Below are 23,718 nucleotides of genomic sequence, written 5' to 3'. Positions count from 1 at the left end.
ACAGTAGATGAATGTAGGAAAACGAAAATACTTAATTGAATTCAAGAACTTGTTTGGAGGCGCCCCTCCCAATGATCACCTTCAGCGGAAATTTTTCTGACGGAACAGTTGTCGGAAACCAATGCCTGTCCGCCCCCACAATAATAAAAAGTCCATGATCATCGCCCAATGCGGCAAAATTCGTCTGCCGGGGTTGTTTGGGAAATAAGGTTAAACCATGTGCTGCCATTAGCTGATCGGTAAAGGCCGGAACCTCTTCAGTTACCAATCCTATTTCACTGATACATTCAATAGCTACAGGAGAAAATGCTGCAGCAGACGCATTCTTCAAATCATGACGGGCGATGAATTCCAGCACATTTCCATTGTTATCAGTAAAGTAAATGGCATGTGCATTCCATGACTGGTAATCTGCTATCTTGCTATTTTCAGTGACCGATAGCAACTCCACTTTGCCATGAGCCCAATTAATGGCATCCTGGATCTGGTTCTCCGGGATATTAAAAGCAAAATGATAAGTAGGATTTACACCTGAGTTACTCTGCTGAAAAGTCAGGATAGAGTTGCCTGCCGGAAAACTAACCGATTGATCCGTCTCTTTCAGAAGGTTCATCCTGATCACCTGGTTATAAAACACCCTGGTTGTGCAAAGGCTATTCGTGTGAATGATGATTTCCTGAATGTCCATCAGCTGATGATTAAAGGATGTTTATTTAAGAAGGTAAGCAAACAATTTGATAAAACAAGATTGCATTTTTTTTAACCATCTCCAAGGCTTTTTAATCAACTCCCAAGACTTATTAATCAACTCCGAAAACTAATAATTTAAGATTTCATCTTTACATTTGGAATAGGTGGTGGAAAATGTATATAATCTTTATCATCAGCAGGAATCAATGGAAAGGCTTCATGATCCTGGTTTATCCAATCATTTTTAGCCTTTTCTAAAAGCGCTTTTTCTGAGGAAACAAAATTCCACATGATAAATCTTTCTTCAAGAAAAGGCTCCCCACCAAAAATATACACAATGGAGTTTTCCGCTATTTCAAACTGACAAAGTGTGCTGTCCTTCGCAATGAGTATTTGTTTTGGTCCGAAAGTATTGCCCTCACTACTTATACTTCCCTCTAAAATGTAGAGTCCACTTTCTCCATAAAGATGCTCACCGATATTAACAGTTTCGGCTTTAGTACTCTTTATTTCCAGGAAATATAATGGACTATAAACCGGCACTCCGGATTTTCGTCCAAAAGCTTCACCTGCAACAAGTTTTATGTTTAGGTTGCCTTGTTTCCATTGTGGTATTTCATCAGCACCGATATGTACAAAGTTAGGCTCCATTTCTTCCAAATCTTTTGGCAGCGCTACCCATATCTGAAGTCCGTGCAAAATAGTATCCGGATTGGTTTCACGGATGTGTTCCGGCATTCTTTCCGAATGTACAACCCCTTTACCAGCGGTCATCCAATTAACAGCGCCCGGCGTAATCTCCGCAACAGAGCCGATGCTATCCCGGTGTACGATAGCCCCCTCAAACAAATAGGTCAGGGTAGCAAGGCCGATATGCGGATGGGGCTCGATATCCAGATCTTCATGTTCCCTTAAAGAAATTGGGCCCATGTGATCAATAAAAACAAACGGACCTACGGCTCTTTTTTGCCGGAAAGGCAACAATCTGCCCACCATAAACGCGCCTATACTGGCAGCGCGCTCCTCTATTATCATATTGATATTTGACATAGCCTATTTTTTAAGGAATATTATAAATGTCCGAATTTCCCCTGATTAAATTCATCAAAAGCTTCGATGAGTTCTTCCTTCGTATTCATCACAAAAGGTCCATGATGTGCAATCGGTTCATTGATAGGTTCACCTGATAGAATTAACACAATGGCGTCTGTTTTAGTTTCTATGGTAAAATCTTCACCTTCATTTTGCATCAATGCCAAATGATCAGCGGGAACAAGCTCATTCTCGTTGACCGTAATTTCTCCTTCGATCACCAATGCGATGGTATTATAGGCTGCCGGGAACGAAAAAGCTGTTTTAGCGCCTGCCTTTGCTTTCAAATTGTACATATGAACAGGTGTAAAAGTGGAGGCCGAACCTTTTATACCTTGATAGTCACCTGCGATCACCTCAATTTCTCCCTGATTATTTTCCAGGTAAAAACGATGAATAGCCGTGTTTTTAATGGCCTGATACTTAGGTGAAGATTTTTTGTCTTTAGCAGGAAGGTTTACCCAGAGTTGTACCATCTGGAATTCACCACCTGTTTTACTCCATTCCGTTTCATGAAACTCTTTATGCAGAATTCCTGAAGCAGCGGTCATCCATTGCACATCTCCTTCGCCGATGATGCCTCCGCCCCCACTGCTATCTCCGTGCTCCACTAATCCTTTATAGGCGATGGTAACTGTTTCAAAACCTTTATGCGGGTGTACACCTACTCCTTTAGGAATTTGTGATGGCGGGAATGTATATTTAGAGTTATAATCCAGCATGATGAATGGATCCATGCTTTTCATGTCCATTCTATATCCACTTGGAATGAAGTTATGTACCCGAAAACCATCACCTACAAAGTGAGGTGTTCTTGGGCTTGCTACGTAAGCTACTTTTTTTGTACTCATCATTAATTGATTTAACGGTGATGAAACAATCAGATTTACAATGGTTTCATCTTCCTATAACTTAATGATGTAAAGTTATTGCATTACAACCACAGGAAGATTGATGTAGGTTAAGAAAGGGAACTGTACCTTAATTTACTTCAGACGATAAGTTACACCAACACGCCACATGCGGGAATAGGCTTCCACAGTCATTCCATCCAGACCAGCGCGATAGTTTCTTACGCCATGCGCATAACCAGCATACACACCCATTTTACCAAAGTCTGTAGACAATTGGATACGTGCCCTTAAGTCCCGGTTAAGGGATTTACGGTCCCTTGAAGTTTCGATGTGAAATGCAGCATTGTCAGTTGACTTGGCATCACCGTTTTCTCTTGCCTTGAGTACATGGCCGATATCCAGGCCAGCTACCAAATCAAAAGCCTGCTGGCTCATATTAAAACGTCTGCCCAGAAATGGGAAAAGGTTGATAAAAGAGGTATTGAGATAAGTTCTGCCTTCAAAATCAGAAGCAATATCACCGATAACATCCGAGTAATCCAATTTGACTTTACTCCGAAGCATTTCATATCCTAAATCAGCCCCAAAAATGAAATTACTTTTGGTGACCTTTCTGATATTTAACGACAATCCATAACTAAGGCCGCCTCTTGAGCCATATGGATTATTCGTGTGACTGGTACCATTGATGCGGGAAACCGATACAGCGCCATTCCCGCTGTATGAATAAAAACCAGAATTCAGACTACCACGAACTTCTAATTGTTGGGCCTTCAATGCTATGGGAGTCGACAATATGAATAGGATTAAGGCTGAAAAAATTGCACTTCCAGTTTTGTCAAAACACCAATAAAAAGCAGGTTGCTGTAGGGAGAATGTATTCGTCATAGTTGGTCTGAATTAATACGGATGTTTAATGCGCTATTAAACACAATTCTAAGTTAGAATATTTTCTAGTGACTACAAATATGATTGTACAGTGTAAATTTATCTTTTACTGAAAAAATAAGTAACGAAACAAATTGGGGATCAATGCCAAAGTTGACAAGAAAAATGGCTCCTCAGTAAAACAAAGAAGGGCAAACAAGAATCTCTTCTGTTTGCCCTTAATGGCTCCCGAGACTGGGCTCGAACCAGTGACCCTCTGATTAACAGTCAGATGCTCTAACCAGCTGAGCTACTCGGGAAACTGGCTATGCCAAATTAAACTTTGCTTTTGGAAAAAGCTCGCTTCGTTTTGGGATTGCAATATTAGGACTTTAATTCTATTAATGCAATAGCGCTCTGAAATTATTTTAAAAAATTTTAGACAAGACCGTGTGACGTTTGGGTGAGTCCACAGTGAGTGCACCATGAGTCCACGTTTTGCCGAACAAACCGTGGACTCACCCTGCACTTACTGCGCACGGAGTGCGGACACAATATAAGGTGATAGTAACCACGCTATCAACCTACATAAGGAGATGAATTCAAATTATCCTGCCTTTTTAAACAACCCTATTTCTGCCAGTGCCGGGTTTAACCTCGAACCAGTAATCCTTAACCGCACTTCCGAAGCCGTCACCGCCGGAAAGCGCAGCAAACGCTTATAGCCTATCGTGGTACCCTCAGCAGCTACCTTCCATTCGTTACCTTGCTTATACTCAAATACAAATTGCTCGACTCTCTGGCCAATTTTGATATTTTCCTGAAGTGAAAGCACATCAAAATTCTGGGCCTTGTTCATCTTGAATTCAATGGTCAGTGTGGTATCCTTAGCCTTTGTGGGGAAGTAGGTATCCAGCTTACTATCGAGCATATGTGTCAACACTTTTGATTTATGCCCTTTAATCGCTGCATTTTTCAACAGATTATCTTTGAAAGTCTGGTCCAGCAGTGCTTTAAAACCCTTTAACGAAGCTTCGTCATGAGCGTTGATTAAGCCGCTTTTATCCGGCGGGATGTTTAACAGCAACACCCCGTTTCTGCCGACAGAGCTATAATAGATGTCCATTAATTTTTCAGGCGTTTTCACTTTGTTATCTTCCTCAGGATGGTAAAACCATCCCGGTCTGATCGACACATCAGTTTCTGCGGGATACCAAACCAGGTTTTTCGCTTTTGAAATAATCGCCCTGCCGCCTAAATCTTTAGCCCTTAAATCTTTTGGTGCAAATTCTACTACCTTTTGGGAGTTAGCCGCAATAGTTTCTGTTTTAAGTTGATCGCCGGGAACAACACTCCACTCCATTTCTCTGCCATAGCCTGTTTCTGTTCCAACCCACCTCACATCTGGCCCCGAAACGGCGATGGTGGCTTTAGGTTGCAGTTTACGGATCAGCTGGTACCAGCGGTTGTATTCATAAACCTGTTTTTTACCCGTTGGGCCCTCACCGTTCGCGCCATCAAACCATACTTCGTCAACCTGGCCGTAATTGGTCAACAATTCGGTAAGCTGATTGATAAAGTAATCGTTATAGGCTGCACTGCCAAAATATTCAGAGTTGCGATCCCATGGCGAAAGATAAATACCGAAACCGATGCCGAATTCCTTACAGGCCTCAGCGGTTTCTTTCACGATATCCCCTGTTCCATTTTTATAAGGACTATTTTTCAGGGTGTATTCCGTAAATTTACTTGGCCATAAACAAAAGCCATCATGGTGTTTCGCCGTAAGGATCACTTGTTTAAAACCAGCTTCCTTCAGCACTTTTACCCATTGCCGGGCATCCAGTTTATCCGGGTTAAAAATTTTCGGATCTTCTGTTCCATCGCCCCATTCTTTATTGGTAAAGGTATTGACTCCAAAGTGGATAAAAGCCGTTAATTCCAGCTGCTGCCAATTCAGCTGCCTGGCTGACGGCACTACGTTGGCCGCTTTCCTGATGATGTCCTGCTGTGAGTCATTTGCATCGATGGTAACAAAGTTTTTGTCAGTAAAAATCTGCGCTGATGCCGGGGTAGTAAGCAATGGTAATCCTGCGATACCGAGGGACCAGGCTAAAAATTTAAAGTGTTTAGTCATTATATCATTATTTTAGTTAATAAATTTCAGTTGATCATCACCAACCCGGATTTTGAGTGAGTTTAGTATTCAGGGTAAGCTGATCAAGTGGCATTGGATATAAATACATCCGGTCGTTCCATGTCCAGTTATTGATATTAGGGTACACCCTGATATAGCCATGAGCATCCAAAGGCAAGTTGGCTACCTGCGATGCGGGATATAAAGCTTTATAAGCTGGTGTCAATTTCATCCCCGTAATAGTAGCCGGATTTTCCAATAACTTTCCTGCTTTCCAACGCAGCAAGTCATTGAAACGAAAGCCATCACCTGCTAATTCTACTCTTCGTTCCCTTCTGATCTCCTGTAACGGAAGGCTTAAGGTAGGAAAAATAGCATTCGGATCTGCCACAAGATTAGCGAGGACCAGGTTTGGCATCCCTACCCTGGCTCGTATTTTATTGATTGTCTGGTCAATAACAGCCTGATCTAATTGTCCAAGTTCTGCTTTGGCCTCCGCTAAGTTCAATAAAACTTCTGCATAACGAAAAATAAACCGGTCTATATTGTCCTGGTTGGCATTAAATAAGGCAGGATCTGATGAGCGGCCTTTGATGGGCTGATAGCCTGTGGAAGTGGATGATGTACCAATATTCGGCTGTTCAATAATCAGTTTGCTTCCATCTGGATTTTGTGTATAAACATATCCCGGTGTAGCAATAGTTTGGGCGTACCTTGGATCGCGGTTTTCTACTTCAGCAGCTGGTGTATCTTCACCTTTATACAAAGGCGATAAAGCATAGGGCAAACCGTCTTTACAGAGGTAAGAACGTACAAAATCTTTGGTAAAACCTGATCCCGACCCACTTACAGTCCTGGTGAACCCCGTAGTAGCAATATTGGTAATATAAATACTGGCTAAAATTGCTTCTTTATTCTTGGTCAGATCATCCTGGATAAACAGATTTCTGTAATCCTCATTTGGCTTGCCTGTAGAATAGATATCATACAAACCAGATTTAATAACTGCTTCTGAAGCCGTTGCCGCAGCGGCCAAATAAACTTCTGCGTCCCCTAACCCGTGGTATTTTCTAAAAGTACCCTCCCACAAGGCAATCCTTGACTTTAGTGCATGAGCCGCATATTTATGAACACGGTTCTCACTGCTTGGCTCTCCTAAATTCATTATGGCGTAATCCAGGTCCTTCAATACGAAATCCATTACTTCTTTATGGGGATTTTTGGCTGCATACAGTTCTGGCGACACCTCGTCTAAATCTGTTTCCAGGATGGGCACATCGCCGAATCTCACCACCTTTTGCCAGTAAAAAAAGGCCCTGAAAAATCTGATTTCTGCATTGTATTTTTGCTTAACTGCCTCAGGAACCTCAGCCGTAGCCGTTCTTTTTAGAAAAAAGTTACAAGCGCGGATATTTTCCCAATCCCAGCCGCCGCCATTTGCCGGCACCACATAGGTACCCGCTAAAAATGCGTTTCTGTTATTTGGGGCCATATTATCTGAAGCATTATCATTGGTAGAAAATTCTACAGGTAAGGCACCATAAAACTGATTTGCATATAGTTTTAAATCAGTTTCGCTTTTAAAATAAGTCTGGTCATTAAATTTGTCTTTCGGAAAGCGGTCCAGAAAATCTTCCCGCTTACAGGATGTAAATCCGATAGCAATGGTTAATGCCGCAATGATGGTATATTTGATGTGAATTGATTTCATGTTTAAAAAATTTGATTGTTGATTAAAGCCCTAACTGTACACCAAAAGAAACTGACTTATTTATTGGATACGCAAAACGGTCAAATTGCTCAGGATCAAAGTTTTCATGCATTTTCGTAAACTCAAATAAGTTTTGTCCTGTTACATAAACCCTTAGCCTGTTAATTTTTACCCTGCTCAATAAGTTTTGAGGCACTGCAAACCCTAAAGTCAATTGCTTAACTCTCAAATAGGAAGCATCCTGCAAAAATTTAGATTGTGTCTGAAAGTTACCACCTCCACCAAATCTTGCTCTTGGAAAATAGGCATCAGGCGTTTCCGGCGTCCAGTAATTGCCCACATGTGCTTCGGTTGGCACACTCCATTGGTTTGTATAACCCCAGAAATAGTTACCCCCCAGCGCTGCATTTCTGTCACCCACTCCCTGTAAAAAAGCAGTAAAGTCAAACCCTTTAAACTGTACACTTGCATTGATGCTATACTGATACCTTGGTGTGCTGTTCCCGATCACCTTTAAGTCGCCTGAATCTTCTAATGTCTGGTTACCGCGCGTAATTTTCCCATCACCGTTGAGATCTTTATATTTAACATCACCTGCTAACCAAGTACCTCCCCAGATGGCAGAATTATCCACTAATGCTGCTTCTTCATCTGTCTGATAAAAACCATCGGTTTCAAAGCCCCAAATTTCCCCAAAATTCTGGCCTACATAATAGTTATTGAGCAAACCATTGGGGTTATTATATTTTGTAATGGTAGCCTTATTATCAGAAAGGGCAAGTACAATATTATAAGACCAGTTTTCACCGATCTTATCCTGCCAGCCCATGCTTAACTCAAAACCTTTGGTTCTTAAATCAGCAGCGTTCTGGTTCGGCACCGCAGCACCCAATACCGAAGGCACAGGTGAACCGGCAACGACCATATCTTTGGTATCCCTGATGTAGTAATCGAAACTACCGCTCAAACGATTATTCAGGAGCGCAAAGTCAACACCAATGTTCCTGGAGTCTACCTTTTCCCAGGTAAAGTAGGCACTCACTAACCCAGGTGCAAAAACAGCCGTTTGCTGCTGGTTGCCGAAGATATAACCGCCTATTGCTGAATTCATATTGGCGATATAAGGATAGCTGCTGGCTAACTGCTGATTGCCTAGGGAACCATAAGAACCACGGATTTTAAACTCATTGATCATCGTTTTTAAAGGTTGAAAAAATCCCTCCTGCGAGATCCTCCATCCTGCAGAAACTGAAGGCTGGAAAGAATAGCGTTGTCCGCGTGCAAAACGGGAGGTGCCATCATACCTGCCGTTTGCCTCAATCAGGTATTTATTGTCGAAAGCATAATTTAACCTGAAGAAAGTGCCAGATACAGCCCAATCATCGATTACGCCGCCAACATTAGGCTTGGCATCACTATTTAAGTTGATCGCCGGAATGTCCTGATTGATCAGGTTTTTCACATTGGCATTGAAGGCCTTCACTTCTTTTACCTCTTGGTTATAACCTACCATCGCCTTCAGGTAATGCTTGTTGAAGAAAGTATTTTCGTATTGGGCATAAGTGTTTAAAGCCACATAGCGGTCATTGGTATTACTTTCAAACACCCTTGGTGTTGCCGTCCAGGGATATAAACCCAGCAACGTTCCATTTGCACCATACTCATAAAATGATTTGTTATTGGCCGTAATATTGGAGGCGTAGGAATTCCAGGTATAGTCACCTATCACTTTAACATTTTTAAGCGGGTTGATCTCCCATCCACCTGTTAACCATAAATCGTTTGATTTGGTAATGGACCGACCATTGTTTTCCAGCACGGCAAATGGATTGGTAAAATTGCCCTGTCCGGAGTAATTTCCATTCGGGTGTTTAACCGGCATCATCGGTCTCAGATCCTGAGAAAGTCTTTCCAAACTCCCGATATCTGTGGAAGCAGGACTATCGTCGTCGACGCGGTTTAACAACATCCTGAAGTTGAGGGAAAGCCACGAATTAATCTCCGTATTCACTCTCATATTGGCATTGTACCGGTTGTAATCCTGTTCTGCTGCTTTCAGCAAACCTTTTTGATTGAAATAACCAAAAGAACCGATGTAGGTAGTTTTAGCATCTCCGCCACTTAAGGAAATGTTATGCTGCTGCTGCGGTACGCTACCCGGATACAGCATCTCTGCCCAATCAGTATTGCCTACATAGCGGTACATCCTTGGGTTTCCAGGATCAACATATACCGCATTTTCCGGCGTCGGATTACTTAAATATGCCTGTGCTTTTTGTAAATCCAGGTCTGTAAACGGGTTTGCAGCTGTTTCTCCTCCAGATATGGAACCGGTCTTGTTGGCTTCTAAAAATGAATTAATATAATCTACAGAATTCATGGTTTTAGGCAGTTTGGTCGGTCGAGTCAAAGTATAATCGTATGCATAGTTCACCTGCATCGGACTATTCTTTTTACCTTTTTTGGTCGTGATCAATACCACGCCAAAGGCGGCTCTAACACCATAAATCGCAGCGGCGGAAGCATCTTTCAATACTGTCACGTTCTCTACATCATTCGGATTAATTAAATTGGGATCCATTTGTACCCCATCCACCAATACCAACGGACTGCCGCCATTAATAGAGGTAATTCCACGGATATTGAATCCGGCACCACTACCGGGTTTACCACTGCCCACAGTAATATTTAAGTTGGGTACCAAACCTTGCAAACCCTGCCCTAAATTAGTAAGGGGCCTGCTTTCTAAGGTTTTACTATCTACACTGGCAATTGCCCCGGTTAGATTGACCTTTTTTTGAACACCATAGCCTACTACAACTAATTCGTCCAACTGTGCATTGGCCGAATTTAGGGTGATGACCATCGATTGACCTGTGGTTACTTTCGCTTCAGTAACTTGATAGCCGATGTAAGAAACCACCAAAACCGACGCCTCATTGGGTGCATTGATGGTGAATTTTCCATCGGAGTTCGTAATTGTGCTTTCAGTTGAGCCTTTTACTTTAACAGATGCGCCAGGTAATGGCAATCCGCCCTGATCCACCACTTTGCCCTGGATTATTATCTTTTGGGCGTTAGTGAAGCTTTTTAAGCTGGCTGCAGGGGCTTGAAGCAAGCCGAAGATTACCTGAAAAATGATAAACAGGATTATTATTAATTTTTTTTGATTTGGCCACGCCAAATGAATAGCTTTAGGGAAAGCATTTAATTGCATACTTTTGTAAGGTTTGGGTTAATAGTTAAATTGTTGCCAACATTTTATTTATCCCATATCGGGAAGGGTTAACTCAGCTTATTGCCATATCCCGATTGCCGTCGGGGTATGGTTTTTCTTAGTCACCACGCTTTGCTCATTCCTGCTGTAATTTTTTCTTCATGTGGTTAAGTTTTAGGTTGTAGTTGATTGATAATGGGTATACTATTAAATGGTATTATTTTAATTTAACTTGTAAAGGCGATTTCAAGGCTGTTTTAAAATCCGACAGGTAATTGATCCATTCCTGGGCTGAGGTAATTTTCCCTGCCCTGTTCCAGGCAGCACCTGTATAATAGATATAGGGTTGTGAAGTTTTTGCATGGGCTTGGGATAATAAATGTCCTTTATCAACAGTCATCTGGCTCGTTTCACCGATAAAGACACTGCCTAATCCGGCAACACCATTTTTAGCAGTTTCAGGCTCCCAATAAGCCATGATGCCATCTTTTTCATTAAGCATTACCGCTGCACCCGGTGCATCTCTTTTCACGATACCAACCACTAACGGCAGCTGTGTGTCACCCTTATAATCAAATATTGCTTCAATTTTGTTCAGCTGTGAGCCTGCATCCAGGGAGATAATTTTAGTTACGGTAACCGGAAGATCCGCGGCATTCCGTGTAGGGTAACTCAGTTGAAAAGTACTTCGCAGTGGTCCGTTATCCAATACTTTCCAGGTTTTATAGTTATGGGTAAAATAGATCGAATCATTCACAAAAGGGGCAATATCTCCGCCACCCAAAGTACGCCCGACACTGTAATAATCCATGCCTTCCCCATGGTCGGTATGGTAATCGCCGCTTTTATACCATTTGTCGATCACTAGTCCCGCGGTACGTTTTGCCCAGACATCCATGCCGAAAGCATTATCCTTACGTCCATCCAGTGCAGCACCATATAACCTGAATGCCACCTTATCATTTTCCCATGCAAAGTCATCATACCTTTCCGGCACAAAGCGTGCAAAGGTCTTTGTGGCAACAAGGCCTGGTTTTCCTGCTTTAACATTAATCTTCAAGGTTGATTTTGGCGCTATGGTAACCGCAATTAATAAAGCAACCGGCTCCTTATTTCCTTTATAAACCAATTGGTAGGTAAGCTCAGCTTTCGTTGCAGCGTCAGTCAGCTGGAAAGTTTTGCCTTTTGTCCAGGGAAATTCTTTCTGAAAATCAGCATAAGGTATCTCAACAAGCTCGCTTCTTTTTTGAGGCAATGCATTGGTGACTTCAATATACGTAGCAGCAGAAACAGTCATACCGCAGCAGAGAAAAATCAAGACCAGGAAAGTTTTATAGCCTGTAAGATTAAGTTTAAATAGTTTCATTAATTGATGGTTTTGAAAGGTTTAGCGCCAACGGATGTTAGCCGTATCCAAAATATAAAAAAAAAGCAATTGACAGGCAGGCATTAGGATGTTATAAATTCTTTCTGGTAATTCAAGGGGCTCTTTCCGGTGATGTCTTTAAAACATTTATAAAAACTCGCAAAGTTATTGAAGCCACTTTCGCAACAAACCTGCTTAATATTGAGCCTGTTATCAATCAAAAGCTTACAAGCCTGGCCTACTTTCACCTCAGTTAGGAATTGAGAATAGGTTTTCTTGGTAAAAGCCTTAAAATAACGACAAAAGGAATTGGGACTAATGCCGGCTATTTCGGCTATTTCATCTAAATTGATCTTCTTCCGGTAATTAGCAAAGGTATAGTCATAAATGGCCTTGATCCTGTTTTCGTGATTGTCTTCATTAACATGCGTAAAACCCACTGACGATAAGATCTCTAAATCTTCACTTTTTATAATTTCAACCAAGGCTAACATGAGGTAAATGATGCGGTCAGGCCCTTGTGCTTCCTGCAGCTGATTTAGCTGTTCGGCGATCCTTTCCTTGTTTTTTCCATTTACCTTAATTCCACGTTTTGCCTTTTCCAATAAGTCTTTGATGGCCCGGTTTTCCGGAAGGTTCAGGAAATGTTCTCCCAAAAAACTTTCAGAAAAATGTGCTACCTGAACTTCGCCGTATTGACCATTGTCTATATTACTGCTGTTTTTTTCAAATCTCCAATAGTGAGGCAAGTTTGAACCCAGTAATATTAAATCACCTGATTTAAATTCTGTAATGCTGTCACCAATAAACTGTGCCCCCCCTCCTTTTATAAAATGAATGAGTTCTACCTCCGGGTGGTAATGGAATTTATTGTCCATAGTTGGTTTCAAGTCATGACGCACACTAAATGATTGAACCGGACTTTGGGAAATTTTCAGCAGTTGTGGTTTCATACGCAAGACTAGGTTTATAATGGTTATTTAAAGTTGTTAAATAGTTTCAGTAAAGAGTTGTATATTCTGCCCAATAATATGTACAAAACAAACATCAGGATGAGCTTAAGAATCAGTGAACAGAAAAAAATAGATCCGGCAGATGTACAACAAAACTTTACTGACCTGAGTATCAAATTGTTTTGTTGTCGTTATTGGATCCTAGAGGAATGGGAGTTTATAGACCTTAAAGTGCCTTTTTGGAGAATATACCATAACTCGGTACCGGGCTCCAGTATTCATTATAAAGATAAAATCATCCATTTAAATCAGGATAGCATCATCATTATTCCCCCTAACACTTCTTTTTCATCCCAACTTAAAATCCATCATCCAAGAGGAAATGAATCTATCAAAGGAAGAAGCTTTCAGAAATCTGATGACGTTGATACCTTCAGCCGTACAGGGAAGGTAGATCATCTGTTTATGCATTTTTCATTAGGGTATCCGCTTGACTTTGTGAACAACGATATTTATGAGATCAAATTTCATGCTGGTAAACAGCAGCTCCTGGATGCAATTAAGAAAGCGTGTATCCAGCAAACGATCACAGGCATTCGGGAGAGCTTGTTAGCAAAACAGTTAATCCTAGATTGTTTGTTTCAGCTTCCGGAGGAAATCTGGACCTCGGAGAATGTGGATTTTAGGATATTGCAGTCTATAAAATTTATTGAATCAAATTATAGGCTCAAAATTACCAACCAGCAACTTGCTGACTCGGCAAACATGGCTACTAATTCTTTTGCCCGCTTGTTCAAATTAAGTACCGGAGTAACCACGCAACAATACATTCTTAAATTAAAAGTACAGGCTGCCAGCAACCTGATGCACCATAGCCATAAATCCCTTGATGAAATTGCTTTTGAATGCGGATTTTCAGACCGTCATCATTTCTCCAAGATTTTCAAGAAAATACTGCGGGTTAATCCTTCGGCTTACAAGAAACGTTTAAAAACGAATGGTTATCTTTTATCCTGATCCGGCACCTGCAGAAACAAGGTTAAACTCCTGGGGCCATGTGCGCCAATGACTAAACTTTGCTCTATATCGGCGGTTTTGGAGGGGCCTGCGATAAAGGCACCGAAACCTGTGGTGGCAACATCGATCTGCTGGTAGGCATGATGCATGGTAGCAATAATCTGATCTGCACGCAATACAAGTACCAGGTGCTGACAAATAAAAGGCAGTACCCTGTTGATCATCGCTTTTTCATCTACCCAGACTGCCCCATTTTCTGCTACACCCAGGGCGCCCCTTACATAAGCGGTATGTACATTTTCAAGTTCAAAAGACCGCAGTGCAGCCAGCTGCATGCGTTGCTCCCCACTGGCATCGAGCGTATTGATCACCACCTCATCGGGAGCATGCAATTGTATGTGTGCCTGTAGGGTTTCAATAGCACTGAACCTGATCACGTTTCCGCCAATTTTCGTTAACATGGCCTCAAACTGTGCAACCACATCTTCATAAGTCAGCAAAGCCGCCCAATCAACAGTAGGCAAGGCAACCAGTGCCGGCTGATTTTCAAGGGTTGCTTTTAATATTTTTTCTCTTGGCGTCATTTTTTCCTGTTCTTTTTATACCATTCACTAAAGCTTTGTGCAGGTACTTCCGGCATTTCACGTTGTTTATACCAGGCGTTTAAACGGTTATTGACCATAAAAGGCATGGTTTTCATCGCCCATCGCCCCATTTTACCCGATAAAGCATAAATAGAGGGCTTTGAAAGCACAAAAGTCATCCCCTTCATCCCCATTGCTTTGCTTTTGGTTACATAGCCTTCAGCTACAATGACCTGTCGCCATTTCCACAACTGCTCATGAATATCAATTTTAACCGGACAAACATTGCTGCAGGAGCCACAAAGTGTGGATGCAAAAGGAAGGTCGGCATGGGCTTTCATATCCAGGTTAGGACTTAAAATAGAGCCTATCGGCCCTGCTACAGCGGTATGGTAACTGTGGCCGCCACTTCTTCTGTAAACCGGACAGGTGTTAAAGCAAGCTGCACAACGGATGCATTTCAATGAATTTCTGAAATCTGCCCTGCCCAGCTGTCGGGTCCTGCCGTTGTCTACAATAACGATGTGCATTTGTTGTCCTGCTCTTGGCCGATGGTAATGACTGGAATAGGTGGTAATCGGTTGCCCGGTTGCGCTCCTGGTCAGCAGTCGTAAAAATACCCCAAGATGCTCCGCTTTAGGGATTATTTTTTCTATGCCCATACAGGCGATGTGGATGTTTGCCGTATGGGCGCCCATATCTGCATTGCCTTCATTGGTGCAGACCACAAAGCCGCCAGTTTCTGCAATAGCGAAATTCACCCCGGTAATGGCCAGATCCGAAGCAATGAAGTTAGCCCTCAGGTGCTGACGGGCAGCTTCCGTTAAATATTGAGGATCGTAATTGCCTTTTTCTGTATGCAGAAATTCATGGAAAGTATCACTCACATCCTGCTTCTTTAAGTGGATAGCAGGTAGTACAATATGACTGGGTGGTTCTTTACGTAACTGCACAATCCGCTCGCCAAGATCGGTATCCACCGTTTCTATCCCTTGTTGAATAAGGTATTCGTTGAGGTGGCATTCTTCGGTGAGCATGCTTTTGCTCTTAACAATTTTAGATACTTGGTTATCTTTTATAATCTGGTGGACAATCTGGTTATGTGCTGCTGCATCTGCTGCCCAATGCACCTTAATGCCATTAGCCATGGCATTTTCTTCAAATTCAATGAGGTAATTACTTAAATTAGAAAGGGTGTGGTTTTTTATCTGGGAGCCCCATTCCCTAAGCTTTTCCCATTCAGGGATGCCGTGGGCGGCCAGATCTCTCTTTTCGCGCACATACCATAAGGTTTCATCATGCCAGTCTGTTCTGGCTTCATCTTTTATAAATGCCTCCGCAGCATCAGCATGGGTTTTCATGAATTGTGGTTTAAAATTTCTGCGATGTGAATCACCTTTACCGTACTCCCCTGGCGCTTTAAAATGCCTTCCATATGCATCAGACAGGAAAGATCTGCCGCGGTGATGTATTCCGCACCATTTCTCAGGTGATCGGCAACCCTGTCTTTGCCCATCTTTACAGATACAGCTTCTTCCGTTACACAGAAAGTGCCCCCAAATCCACAGCACTCATCCTTCCTGTCAAGCGGTACAATCTCTATCCCTTCAACCATGGATAACAGCTGTAAAGGTTTTGAGAATTCCGGCTCCATGAGTTCCGACATTTGAGCGATTTTCAAGCCTCTTTGCCCATGACAACTTTGGTGTAAACCTACCCTATAAGGGAATTTAGCGTTTAACTTGTCAACTTTTAAGATGTCTGTTAAAAATTCTGTGAGCTCATAGATTTTATTGCGGATGGCATTTGCCGCTACAGTGTCTTTAGTGGAGCTTAAATGCTCTTTAATATGCAAAACGCAGCTTCCCGATGGACACACAATATAATCGTATGCTGCAAAATTATCCACAAATAACTCATTGCAACCTCCGGTTAAACTGGCGAAACCAGAATTTGCCATCGGCTGTCCGCAGCAGGTTTGTTTACTGGGATAATGAACATCCACACCGAACTTTTCCAGCAGCTCCAGGGTGGCGATCCCTGCCTGGGGAAAAAACTGATCTATATAACAGGGGATAAAAAGGCCAACTTTCATTAGTTTGCTCATCATGGTTTGGTTAATCCATTCGGGTTAATGTTATAAAATCGGCAGGCATTTCCACCCCAGAAAAGTGCACGTTCATGTTTAGAGAAAGCAGCCGTATAGCCATCCAGGATCCCCGTTACCTCGCCAAATGTGGCTGCCAAACGGCAAACCGGCCAGTCGGAACCATACATGACCCTATTGGTATCGAAACTTTCGAAGATCACATCAAGATAAGGTTTAAAATCTTCAAATTTCCAGTTACGGTAATCAGCTTCGGTGACCATCCCCGATACTTTGCAATAAACGTTTTCTTGCGCAGCCAAAGCTTTAATGTCCTTTTCCCAGTCGACAATAGCCCTGTGCCTGATATTTGGTTTACCAATATGGTCGAGCACAAAAGGCTGATCAGGAAATTCAGTAACCAGCTCAAGCGCATATTTAAGCTGATCTGGTAAGACCAGCAGGTCAAAAGTATAACCAAAGCTTTGCAATTGACTGATGCCTCTTTTGAAGTCTGGCCTAAGCATATAGGAGCGATCGTTTTCCGACTGCAGTATAGACCTGAAGCCTTTAAGCTTGGGGTGGTGACCGTATTGCTGCAGCTGTTCCGTCAAGTCAGCGGCCTCCAGGTCTACCCAGCCTACTACCGCTTTGATAAATGGATACTGTGCAGCATTTTCAATTTGAAAAAGGTTTTCTGCAGGAGATTGATCAGATTGCACGACCACGCTACCCTGGAAACCATAATGCTCCAGGATAGGCTGTAAATGTTCAGGCAAAAAGTCATCCTGCAGGATGGTCATATCATGATCAATCCAGCTGTCCCTTATGGGATCATAGCGCCAGAAATGTTGGTGGGCATCAATTTTTAACATAAGCGATCAGGTTCTGTTTGGCAACACCCAGCCCCTCAATCCCAAGCTCTACCACATCACCCTCTTTTAAATATACAGGAGGTTTAAAGCCTAAGCCTACACCGGCAGGTGTTCCGGTAGAAATCACATCACCCGGCAATAAGGTCATAAACTGACTCACATAGGAGATCACAAAAGGCACATCAAAAATGAAGTTTGAAGTGTTCCCGTCCTGCATCAGCTGGCCGTTAACGCTTAACCATAAACGCAGGTTATTTACATCAGCAATTTCATCTTTAGTGGCCAGAAATGGACCTAAAGGCGCAAAAGTATCACAGCCTTTACCTTTGTCCCATGTACCGTTTCTTTCCAGCTGGAAAGCACGTTCAGACACATCATTGTGCAAAACATAACCTGCAACATAGTCCAGGGCATCTTCCACTTCCACATAGGAAGCCTTTTTGCCAATAACCACAGCCAGTTCGACTTCCCAGTCCGTTTTCTCAGAATTCTTCGGGATAACGATATCATCAAAAGGCCCCACCATGGAAGTGGTAGACTTCATGAAAATAATGGGTTCAGGAGGCAAAGGGGCATTGGTTTCCTTCGCATGGTCTGCATAGTTTAATCCGATACAAACAATTTTTGAAGGACGGGCGATAGGCGAACCTAAACGCTCTTCACTGCTGATCTCGACAAGGTTGCCCTCATTCGCTTTCACAAATTGCGACAGTCGTTCCAAACCATTATTTTCAAAGAAAGCCTCATCATAATCACCTCCAAAGGCAGAGGTATCGTACCATATATCATTGATAACTACACCGGTTTTCTCCTGTCCGGCTGCGCCCCATCTAATTAATTTCATCTGTATAATTTGGTTTTGTATATGTATTGATTTTTAATTATTTAACTTAACGAATCCGCCATCTATCGGATAATCATTACCTGTGATAAATCCGGCTTCATCAGAACATAAATATAAAGCAAGGGAAGCCACCTCAGCAGGTGTACCCATGCGGCCTATCGGCTGACTTTTAGATAGTTTATCAAATATTTCAGCTTCCTGACCTGCATAATTTTTAGCAATAAAGCCATCTACAAAGGGCGTATGCACCCTTGCAGGTGATATACTATTGCAACGGATATTTGCGGAGAGGTAATCCCTGGCGATGGAAAGCGTCATGGCATATACCGCACCCTTGCTCATGGAATAGGCGAAGCGGTCAGCAATTCCGACCAATGCACCGATGGAGGCCATATTCAGGATAACCCCAGCACCCTGCTCTTTCATTTTCGGAATGACAGCATACAAACAATTATAGGCACCACGTACATTTACATCAAATATCTTTAAGAAATCAGCTTCTGTGGTGTTCTCCACATTACCCACATGGGCAATGCCAGCATTGTTAACTAAAATATCAATTTTACCAATTGTGTTGAATGTATCTGCCACCAACTGCTGGTTACTCACATCGCAACTATAAGCATAAGCAGTACCGTCCTGTCCGATTTCACCGATGGTTTGTGCTGCAGCATCAGCATTCAGTTCGATGATGTGTACGGCAGCCCCTTGTTTTGCAAACAGGATGGCTATCGCTTTTCCTATACCACTACCGCCACCGGTAATAACTGCTGATTTACCTTTTAAACTAAACATATATTTTGTTAAATGATTATATTTTTAAGCTATAAAGCAACCTGAATCTATAAAGATACTCCTCTTTTCCAGGGGATAAAATCATCCTGGTTTAAAAGAACTGCTTTTGGTGTAATTTCTCCGCTTGCCGCTTTAATGCAATATTCCAGGATCTCCGTACCCATCTCCTGAATTGTTTTTTCTCCGCGAATGATGGCACCGGTATCAATGTCAATAATATCACCCATTTTTGTTGCTAAAGCCGTATTGGTCGCTATTTTTATGACCGGACAAACAGGATTTCCTGTTGGCGTACCTAAACCGGTCGTAAACAAAATCAGGGTAGCACCACTCGCAGCTTTACCTGTAGTGGCCTCCACATCATTTCCGGGGGTACAAACCAGGCTCAAACCTGGTAAGGTTGCAGGCTCGGTATAATCAAGCACATCTACCACAGGGGAAGTACCTGCTTTTTTTGCTGCTCCCGTGCTTTTAATGGCATCGGTAATCAGGCCATCTTTGATATTTCCCGGTGAGGGGTTCATATAAAAACCCGATCCCACGGCATGTGCCTGTGCATCATATTCCTGCATCAGCCGGATAAACTTTTCTGCGGTTTGCTGATCCACGCAACGGTCAATGATATTTTGCTCGGCACCACATAATTCAGGGAACTCGGCTAAAAGGACTTTCGCACCCAAGGCTACAAGCAAATCGGAGGTGTAACCAACAGCGGGATTTGCTGAGATACCACTGAAGCCATCGCTACCCCCACATTTTACCCCTACACAAAGTTTACTCAATGGCGCCGGACTTCTTTCGATCTTATCGATCTCCGTCAAGCCTATAAAAGTTTTCAAGATCGCTTCCTTAATTAAATCTTCCTCACTCTTACTTTGCTGCTGCTCAAATATAAATACCGGTTTATCAAAAGAAGGATTCCGTTTTTTGATATCTGCCAGCAGGTTATCTGTTTGCAAATTCTGACAGCCAAGGCTCAACACTGTGATGCCGGCCACATTAGGGTGATCTGCATAGGAAGCCAGTAGTTTACTCAGCAATTCTGCATCCTGACGGGTACCGCCACAGCCCCCCTGGTGATTAAGAAATTTAATGCCGTCGACATTTTTAAATACCCTGCTTTTTGTGGAGGGAAGATTGGCTAACTGGTCTACCTGGAAGGTTTCAATGGCTTCACCCGCTGCATAAGCATGAAGCAGCTGACCGGTAAATTCTTTGTACTTTTGGGTAACTTCATAACCCAGGGAATTATTCAATGCTTCTTTAATGACATCCAGGTTTCTGTTTTCGCAAAACACCGTCGGCACAAACAACCAGTAATTAGCTGTACCTACGCTGCCATCCTTGCGATGATAACCATTGAAGGTGCGGTGCTCAAAAGCAGAAACATCAGGTGCCTGCCATTGAAGATTTACGCCCCTGTAACTGTAATCCTGGGAGGCATGTTTAATGTTTTCTGTTGTCATTAAGCCGCCTTTTACGATGGAGGTGATGGCTTTCCCCACGAGGACACCATACATCAGTACCTCATCGCCAATATTCATGTCGTTGATAAAGAACTTGTGTTTTGCCTTCACATCATTTTGTAAAATGATAGGCAGTTCATCAAAATAGATAACCGTTCCCTTGGAAAGGTCCTGTAGAGCAACCAGCACATTATCTGCCGGATGAATTTGTATATATTCCATATTCGTTACAATTCAAAAATTTTATCCATCATCACCCACTTTTCGCCGGGCTGGGCACCCGGTAAAGCCTGTTGATATTTCCACATCAACTGCTCCCATTCCTGGACTCTTTCATTGCCAAGGTCCATCGCTGCCTTTTTTTCTGCATTATAGGATGAATTTACTTCCATCATCATGATCAAACGATTATGATACCTGTAAATTTCCATATGTTCTATTCCCGCATCCTTGATACTTGAGATGACTTCCGGCCACACCTCACGATGCCATCGATCATACTCATTAATCAGCTCTTGGTTGTCAACCAAATCAAGCGTCAAGCAGTACTTCTTCATAATTTGTTGATTTTTTTACTTTATAACCTTTTAAACCATACATAAAGACGATTAAAAAACATACTAAGGGAATACTGTAAGCTGTGGCGGTATTATAAACATCCGCAAGGGTTCCCATTACGAAAGGCACAATAGCGCCACCCACAATAGCCATAATCAGGAAGGAGGATGCTTTTTTGGTATGCTTACCAACATCTTTTAAGCTTAATGCAAAAATGGTGGGGAACATAATAGACATGAAGAAAAATAAGCCCAACATGGCATAAACTGACATCCAGTCTTGATTAATGATGACCAATACACTTAACAGTACATTTACAAAAGCATAAACAGCCAATAAATGATTAGGCTGGATAAAGCGCATTAAACTTGTACCGACAAACCTGCCCACCGTGAATAAGATTAAGCCTACCGACAACAGCTTCGCGGCATCGGAATTGTCGATACCTACACTGCTTTCTGTACAATAGTTGATAAATAAAGCCGCAATGCCTACCTGGGCAGCAATGTAAAAAAACTGCGCTATCAGGCCAAAAGTAAAATTGCTGTGTTGAAATAGAGGTTTCTGATTAAGCGATGCCTCACTCACGATTTCACTTTCCTTGATTTCCGGTAAAGTTGTGCGCATAAATATCCACGCAACCACCAAAACCAATGAACCAACGATGACATAAATGAGTTTAACCGCATCTAAATTACCGCCTGTAGCTCCAGGTGCTTCATTGAAAAATAAATAGGAAGCGATAATAGGCCCTAAAAAAGAACCCACTCCATTGAAACATTGGGAAAGGTTGAGCCTGGTTGTTGCGGTTTCGGGCGCACCCAATACGGTAACATAGGGATTGGCTGCTGTCTCCAAGCAGGTAAGTCCGGATGCCAATACAAATAAGGCCAATAAAAACAGGTTAAAGCTTGAATTTTCTGCTGCCGGATAAAACATGAATGCACCAATGGCATAGAACAGTAAGCCGATGATGATCCCTCGTTTGTAACCGTATTTACTCATCATATAACCGGCAGGCAAAGCCACCAGGAAATAGGCACCAAAATAAGCTGCCTGAAGTAAGGTCGACCTGCTTTTAGTGATGTTCAGTGTTTCCTGGAAATGTTTATTTAAAACATCCAGCAATCCATAAGCAAAACCCCACAAGAAAAACAGGGAAGTGATCATGATAAAGGGCAGTAAATATTTGTTTTTCGCCATCTGCTTTATTTGTAGTGTTCAAAGTAAGAGAAAATCAGGCACCTAATATTTAACTAAATTATCATAATATTCAAGTATATTGTCTTTTAATTGCAGGTTGGCTTAAATAAAAATTCATAGTCAGGAGCAATATTCCGTATATCAATTAATTGAATGTGCCTGTCTAGCTTCAAAGATGATCAGATCGAAGTTGTTCATCCTTTTGTGTCATTTGTCGATAAAGTCCATTTTGTTTTTCCGTATGTAGTCTATTTGAAGTTGATATAAATCCTCGTTCTGATAAAGATGCTGGAAAGCTGTATCAAATTCATTTAAAGGATTGTCGTCATAAGACTTGCTAAATCCTTCAATCGTCCCATTTTGGTGTTTTGTTATCTTTTTATTTTCATGTTCAAACACGTCATTGGCTTTTTGTGTCAATGATGCAAATTTATTCGCCCCAATAAGTCTTAACATTTGAGGTAAGTGCTTATAAAACTGTCCGCTCGAATTGAAGTAAAATTGATTATAGCCACCATTATTCACTTCAGTTTCCAATGCCCAAATCATATAAATTGCTTGTCTGGATTTGTTCCAGGCCATAACAGTCTCATATTCCCTTTGATAGTCTTCTGGATGCTTCTGTTCTAAATTGTCGTGAACAGTATGTAAAAGACGCTGGTCAGAAGCAGTGTCAATGTCTTGTTCAGTAAGGTTTTTATGAATTGATCTATTTCCGAAGGCTCGATCGTTGTTTTTCATCCGCTCGGTACAGCTGAATAGGCTCAAGCTGGTTGTAATTAATCCAATAAGGATTATTTTCATCATTTTAGGTTGTCGTGTCATTACCATGGCTGTGAACATGAAGGCCTTCCGCGTTGAAGCTTACAATGGTTTAACCTGGAGTTCTGAAAAGAGTTCAATCAAATTGTTTTCAGGGTCCCTGAAATGCGCAACTCTGATTCCCCAAGCCGGCATATCTTTTGGTTCAGTTAAAAAAACTAACCCCTTGCCTTTAAGGTTTTCAAACGTTTCATTTACATCTTCAACTTCAATGATTATTGCTGATTTGTCTTGCAGAATTTCGTTTTTCGTTGCGTCTGAATTGTCGGTGGCCTGGCTCATTAATTCCGCTTTGAATATGGCGAGTCCTGATGGGATTCCAATGTCAAAGCTAGCAAAGTTCTCCCCAGGTTTGCCCCAAGAGCACGCTAAGCCGAGAATATCGTTATAAAAAGTGAAGCACCTGTCAAAGTCAGTCACTAAAAGTCTGATGTTACTAAATTTCATTTTGCTATTTAAGTTTATCAATGATGCAAAATTATTTTCATGTTATCGTAACCGATTAAATTTTTCTCTATGAAACGCACAGTCTTTGTACAAGCTCGCCAAAAGTTGAATATGAATTGACTGCTATCGGATAC

21 protein-coding genes and 1 tRNA gene are annotated in these 23,718 nt (G+C 42.0%); 1 reads left to right on the top strand and 21 read right to left on the bottom strand.

The annotated features are described in order from the left end of the window. Positions 1 to 31: 31 nt before the first annotated feature. From WG905_RS04950 to WG905_RS04905, 10 genes are all read right to left on the bottom strand, one after another. Entirely contained in the window at positions 32 to 688 is a 657-nt protein-coding gene (locus tag WG905_RS04950; RefSeq protein ID WP_339590596.1) for a hypothetical protein, read from the bottom strand. A gap of 137 nt (positions 689 to 825) precedes the next feature. Further along, entirely contained in the window at positions 826 to 1,740 is a 915-nt protein-coding gene (locus WG905_RS04945) for a pirin family protein (protein WP_339590595.1), read from the bottom strand. A 20-nt stretch (positions 1,741 to 1,760) separates the two neighbouring features. Continuing rightward, positions 1,761 to 2,636, bottom strand: a complete 876-nt coding sequence (locus WG905_RS04940) for a pirin family protein (RefSeq protein ID WP_339590594.1) — start codon at positions 2,634 to 2,636, stop codon at positions 1,761 to 1,763. 132 nt (positions 2,637 to 2,768) lie between these two features. After that, positions 2,769 to 3,524 carry a hypothetical protein gene (locus WG905_RS04935; protein WP_339590593.1) on the bottom strand — a complete coding sequence of 252 codons (756 nt, stop codon included), beginning with the start codon at positions 3,522 to 3,524 and terminating at the stop codon, positions 2,769 to 2,771. A 222-nt stretch (positions 3,525 to 3,746) separates the two neighbouring features. Beyond that, positions 3,747 to 3,823 (bottom strand) — tRNA-Asn (locus WG905_RS04930). A 287-nt stretch (positions 3,824 to 4,110) separates the two neighbouring features. Beyond that, positions 4,111 to 5,640: an alpha-L-fucosidase gene (locus WG905_RS04925; protein WP_339590592.1), complete on the bottom strand. Its 1,530-nt coding sequence runs from the start codon at positions 5,638 to 5,640 to the stop codon at positions 4,111 to 4,113. A gap of 37 nt (positions 5,641 to 5,677) precedes the next feature. Then, on the bottom strand, positions 5,678 to 7,351 hold the full coding sequence (locus WG905_RS04920; RefSeq protein ID WP_339590591.1) for a RagB/SusD family nutrient uptake outer membrane protein: 1,674 nt from the start codon (positions 7,349 to 7,351) through the stop codon (positions 5,678 to 5,680). Positions 7,352 to 7,373: 22 nt separating this feature from the next. After that, positions 7,374 to 10,568, bottom strand: a complete 3,195-nt coding sequence (locus tag WG905_RS04915; RefSeq protein WP_339590590.1) for a SusC/RagA family TonB-linked outer membrane protein — start codon at positions 10,566 to 10,568, stop codon at positions 7,374 to 7,376. A 217-nt stretch (positions 10,569 to 10,785) separates the two neighbouring features. Further along, complete coding sequence (locus tag WG905_RS04910; RefSeq protein WP_339590589.1) at positions 10,786 to 11,934, bottom strand: BT3233 family polysaccharide utilization protein; 1,149 nt, start codon at positions 11,932 to 11,934, stop codon at positions 10,786 to 10,788. Between the two features lie 83 nt (positions 11,935 to 12,017). Beyond that, entirely contained in the window at positions 12,018 to 12,887 is an 870-nt protein-coding gene (locus WG905_RS04905) for an AraC family transcriptional regulator (RefSeq protein ID WP_339590588.1), read from the bottom strand. 99 nt (positions 12,888 to 12,986) lie between these two features. On the opposite strand from WG905_RS04905, the gene WG905_RS04900 reads away from it, so the two are divergent. Continuing rightward, on the top strand, positions 12,987 to 13,904 hold the full coding sequence (locus tag WG905_RS04900) for an AraC family transcriptional regulator (protein WP_339590587.1): 918 nt from the start codon (positions 12,987 to 12,989) through the stop codon (positions 13,902 to 13,904). On the opposite strand, the gene WG905_RS04895 is transcribed toward WG905_RS04900, so the two are convergent. The 11 genes from WG905_RS04895 to WG905_RS04845 form a co-directional block, all read right to left on the bottom strand. Then, complete coding sequence (locus WG905_RS04895) at positions 13,889 to 14,488, bottom strand: LutC/YkgG family protein (RefSeq protein WP_339590586.1); 600 nt, start codon at positions 14,486 to 14,488, stop codon at positions 13,889 to 13,891. The genes WG905_RS04900 and WG905_RS04895 overlap by 16 nt on opposite strands. Continuing rightward, positions 14,485 to 15,849, bottom strand: a complete 1,365-nt coding sequence (locus WG905_RS04890) for a lactate utilization protein B (protein WP_339590585.1) — start codon at positions 15,847 to 15,849, stop codon at positions 14,485 to 14,487. The genes WG905_RS04895 and WG905_RS04890 overlap by 4 nt, the downstream gene beginning before the upstream one ends. Continuing rightward, positions 15,846 to 16,583 carry a (Fe-S)-binding protein gene (locus tag WG905_RS04885; protein WP_339590606.1) on the bottom strand — a complete coding sequence of 246 codons (738 nt, stop codon included), beginning with the start codon at positions 16,581 to 16,583 and terminating at the stop codon, positions 15,846 to 15,848. Before WG905_RS04885 ends, WG905_RS04890 begins: the two co-directional genes overlap by 4 nt. 11 nt (positions 16,584 to 16,594) lie before the next feature. Further along, entirely contained in the window at positions 16,595 to 17,449 is an 855-nt protein-coding gene (locus tag WG905_RS04880) for an amidohydrolase family protein (RefSeq protein ID WP_339590584.1), read from the bottom strand. Continuing rightward, on the bottom strand, positions 17,436 to 18,293 hold the full coding sequence (locus WG905_RS04875; protein WP_339590583.1) for a fumarylacetoacetate hydrolase family protein: 858 nt from the start codon (positions 18,291 to 18,293) through the stop codon (positions 17,436 to 17,438). The genes WG905_RS04880 and WG905_RS04875 overlap by 14 nt, the downstream gene beginning before the upstream one ends. A gap of 33 nt (positions 18,294 to 18,326) precedes the next feature. Continuing rightward, positions 18,327 to 19,088 carry an SDR family NAD(P)-dependent oxidoreductase gene (locus tag WG905_RS04870; RefSeq protein ID WP_339590582.1) on the bottom strand — a complete coding sequence of 254 codons (762 nt, stop codon included), beginning with the start codon at positions 19,086 to 19,088 and terminating at the stop codon, positions 18,327 to 18,329. Between the two features lie 47 nt (positions 19,089 to 19,135). After that, positions 19,136 to 20,776: a UxaA family hydrolase gene (locus tag WG905_RS04865; protein WP_339590581.1), complete on the bottom strand. Its 1,641-nt coding sequence runs from the start codon at positions 20,774 to 20,776 to the stop codon at positions 19,136 to 19,138. A 5-nt stretch (positions 20,777 to 20,781) separates the two neighbouring features. After that, on the bottom strand, positions 20,782 to 21,111 hold the full coding sequence (locus tag WG905_RS04860; protein ID WP_339590580.1) for an L-rhamnose mutarotase: 330 nt from the start codon (positions 21,109 to 21,111) through the stop codon (positions 20,782 to 20,784). Further along, complete coding sequence (gene fucP, locus WG905_RS04855) at positions 21,086 to 22,315, bottom strand: L-fucose:H+ symporter permease (protein ID WP_339590579.1); 1,230 nt, start codon at positions 22,313 to 22,315, stop codon at positions 21,086 to 21,088. The genes WG905_RS04860 and fucP overlap by 26 nt, the downstream gene beginning before the upstream one ends. Before the next feature lie 207 nt (positions 22,316 to 22,522). Continuing rightward, positions 22,523 to 23,122 carry a DMP19 family protein gene (locus tag WG905_RS04850; protein ID WP_339590578.1) on the bottom strand — a complete coding sequence of 200 codons (600 nt, stop codon included), beginning with the start codon at positions 23,120 to 23,122 and terminating at the stop codon, positions 22,523 to 22,525. 57 nt (positions 23,123 to 23,179) lie between these two features. Next, the gene (locus WG905_RS04845) at positions 23,180 to 23,584 is read right to left on the bottom strand and encodes a VOC family protein (protein ID WP_339590577.1); all 405 of its coding nucleotides are present in this window, start codon (positions 23,582 to 23,584) and stop codon (positions 23,180 to 23,182) included. Positions 23,585 to 23,718: the final 134 nt, after the last annotated feature.

It is taken from the genome of Pedobacter immunditicola, from assembly GCF_037482985.1.
GTDB lineage: Bacteria > Bacteroidota > Bacteroidia > Sphingobacteriales > Sphingobacteriaceae > Pedobacter > Pedobacter immunditicola.
This window is presented reverse-complemented; position numbering and strand designations above follow the sequence as displayed.

Bases quoted from the DNA above. Each gene is read 5' to 3' on its own strand.
- WG905_RS04925 (WP_339590592.1), bottom strand. From the start codon at position 5,640: ATGACTAAACACTTTAAATTTTTAGCCTGGTCCCTCGGTATCGCAGGA.
- WG905_RS04845 (WP_339590577.1), bottom strand. From the start codon at position 23,584: ATGAAATTTAGTAACATCAGACTTTTAGTGACTGACTTTGACAGGTGC.
- WG905_RS04885 (WP_339590606.1), bottom strand. From the start codon at position 16,583: ATGAAAGTTGGCCTTTTTATCCCCTGTTATATAGATCAGTTTTTTCCC.
- WG905_RS04880 (WP_339590584.1), bottom strand. From the start codon at position 17,449: ATGTTAAAAATTGATGCCCACCAACATTTCTGGCGCTATGATCCCATA.
- WG905_RS04920 (WP_339590591.1), bottom strand. From the start codon at position 7,351: ATGAAATCAATTCACATCAAATATACCATCATTGCGGCATTAACCATT.
- WG905_RS04910 (WP_339590589.1), bottom strand. From the start codon at position 11,934: ATGAAACTATTTAAACTTAATCTTACAGGCTATAAAACTTTCCTGGTC.
- WG905_RS04860 (WP_339590580.1), bottom strand. From the start codon at position 21,111: ATGAAGAAGTACTGCTTGACGCTTGATTTGGTTGACAACCAAGAGCTG.
- WG905_RS04950 (WP_339590596.1), bottom strand. From the start codon at position 688: ATGGACATTCAGGAAATCATCATTCACACGAATAGCCTTTGCACAACC.
- fucP (WP_339590579.1), bottom strand. From the start codon at position 22,315: ATGGCGAAAAACAAATATTTACTGCCCTTTATCATGATCACTTCCCTG.
- WG905_RS04935 (WP_339590593.1), bottom strand. From the start codon at position 3,524: ATGACGAATACATTCTCCCTACAGCAACCTGCTTTTTATTGGTGTTTT.
- WG905_RS04850 (WP_339590578.1), bottom strand. From the start codon at position 23,122: ATGATGAAAATAATCCTTATTGGATTAATTACAACCAGCTTGAGCCTA.
- WG905_RS04865 (WP_339590581.1), bottom strand. From the start codon at position 20,776: ATGGAATATATACAAATTCATCCGGCAGATAATGTGCTGGTTGCTCTA.
- WG905_RS04895 (WP_339590586.1), bottom strand. From the start codon at position 14,488: ATGACGCCAAGAGAAAAAATATTAAAAGCAACCCTTGAAAATCAGCCG.
- WG905_RS04890 (WP_339590585.1), bottom strand. From the start codon at position 15,849: ATGAAAACCCATGCTGATGCTGCGGAGGCATTTATAAAAGATGAAGCC.
- WG905_RS04940 (WP_339590594.1), bottom strand. From the start codon at position 2,636: ATGATGAGTACAAAAAAAGTAGCTTACGTAGCAAGCCCAAGAACACCT.
- WG905_RS04915 (WP_339590590.1), bottom strand. From the start codon at position 10,568: ATGCAATTAAATGCTTTCCCTAAAGCTATTCATTTGGCGTGGCCAAAT.
- WG905_RS04875 (WP_339590583.1), bottom strand. From the start codon at position 18,293: ATGAAATTAATTAGATGGGGCGCAGCCGGACAGGAGAAAACCGGTGTA.
- WG905_RS04870 (WP_339590582.1), bottom strand. From the start codon at position 19,088: ATGTTTAGTTTAAAAGGTAAATCAGCAGTTATTACCGGTGGCGGTAGT.
- WG905_RS04900 (WP_339590587.1), top strand. From the start codon at position 12,987: ATGAGCTTAAGAATCAGTGAACAGAAAAAAATAGATCCGGCAGATGTA.
- WG905_RS04945 (WP_339590595.1), bottom strand. From the start codon at position 1,740: ATGTCAAATATCAATATGATAATAGAGGAGCGCGCTGCCAGTATAGGC.
- WG905_RS04905 (WP_339590588.1), bottom strand. From the start codon at position 12,887: ATGAAACCACAACTGCTGAAAATTTCCCAAAGTCCGGTTCAATCATTT.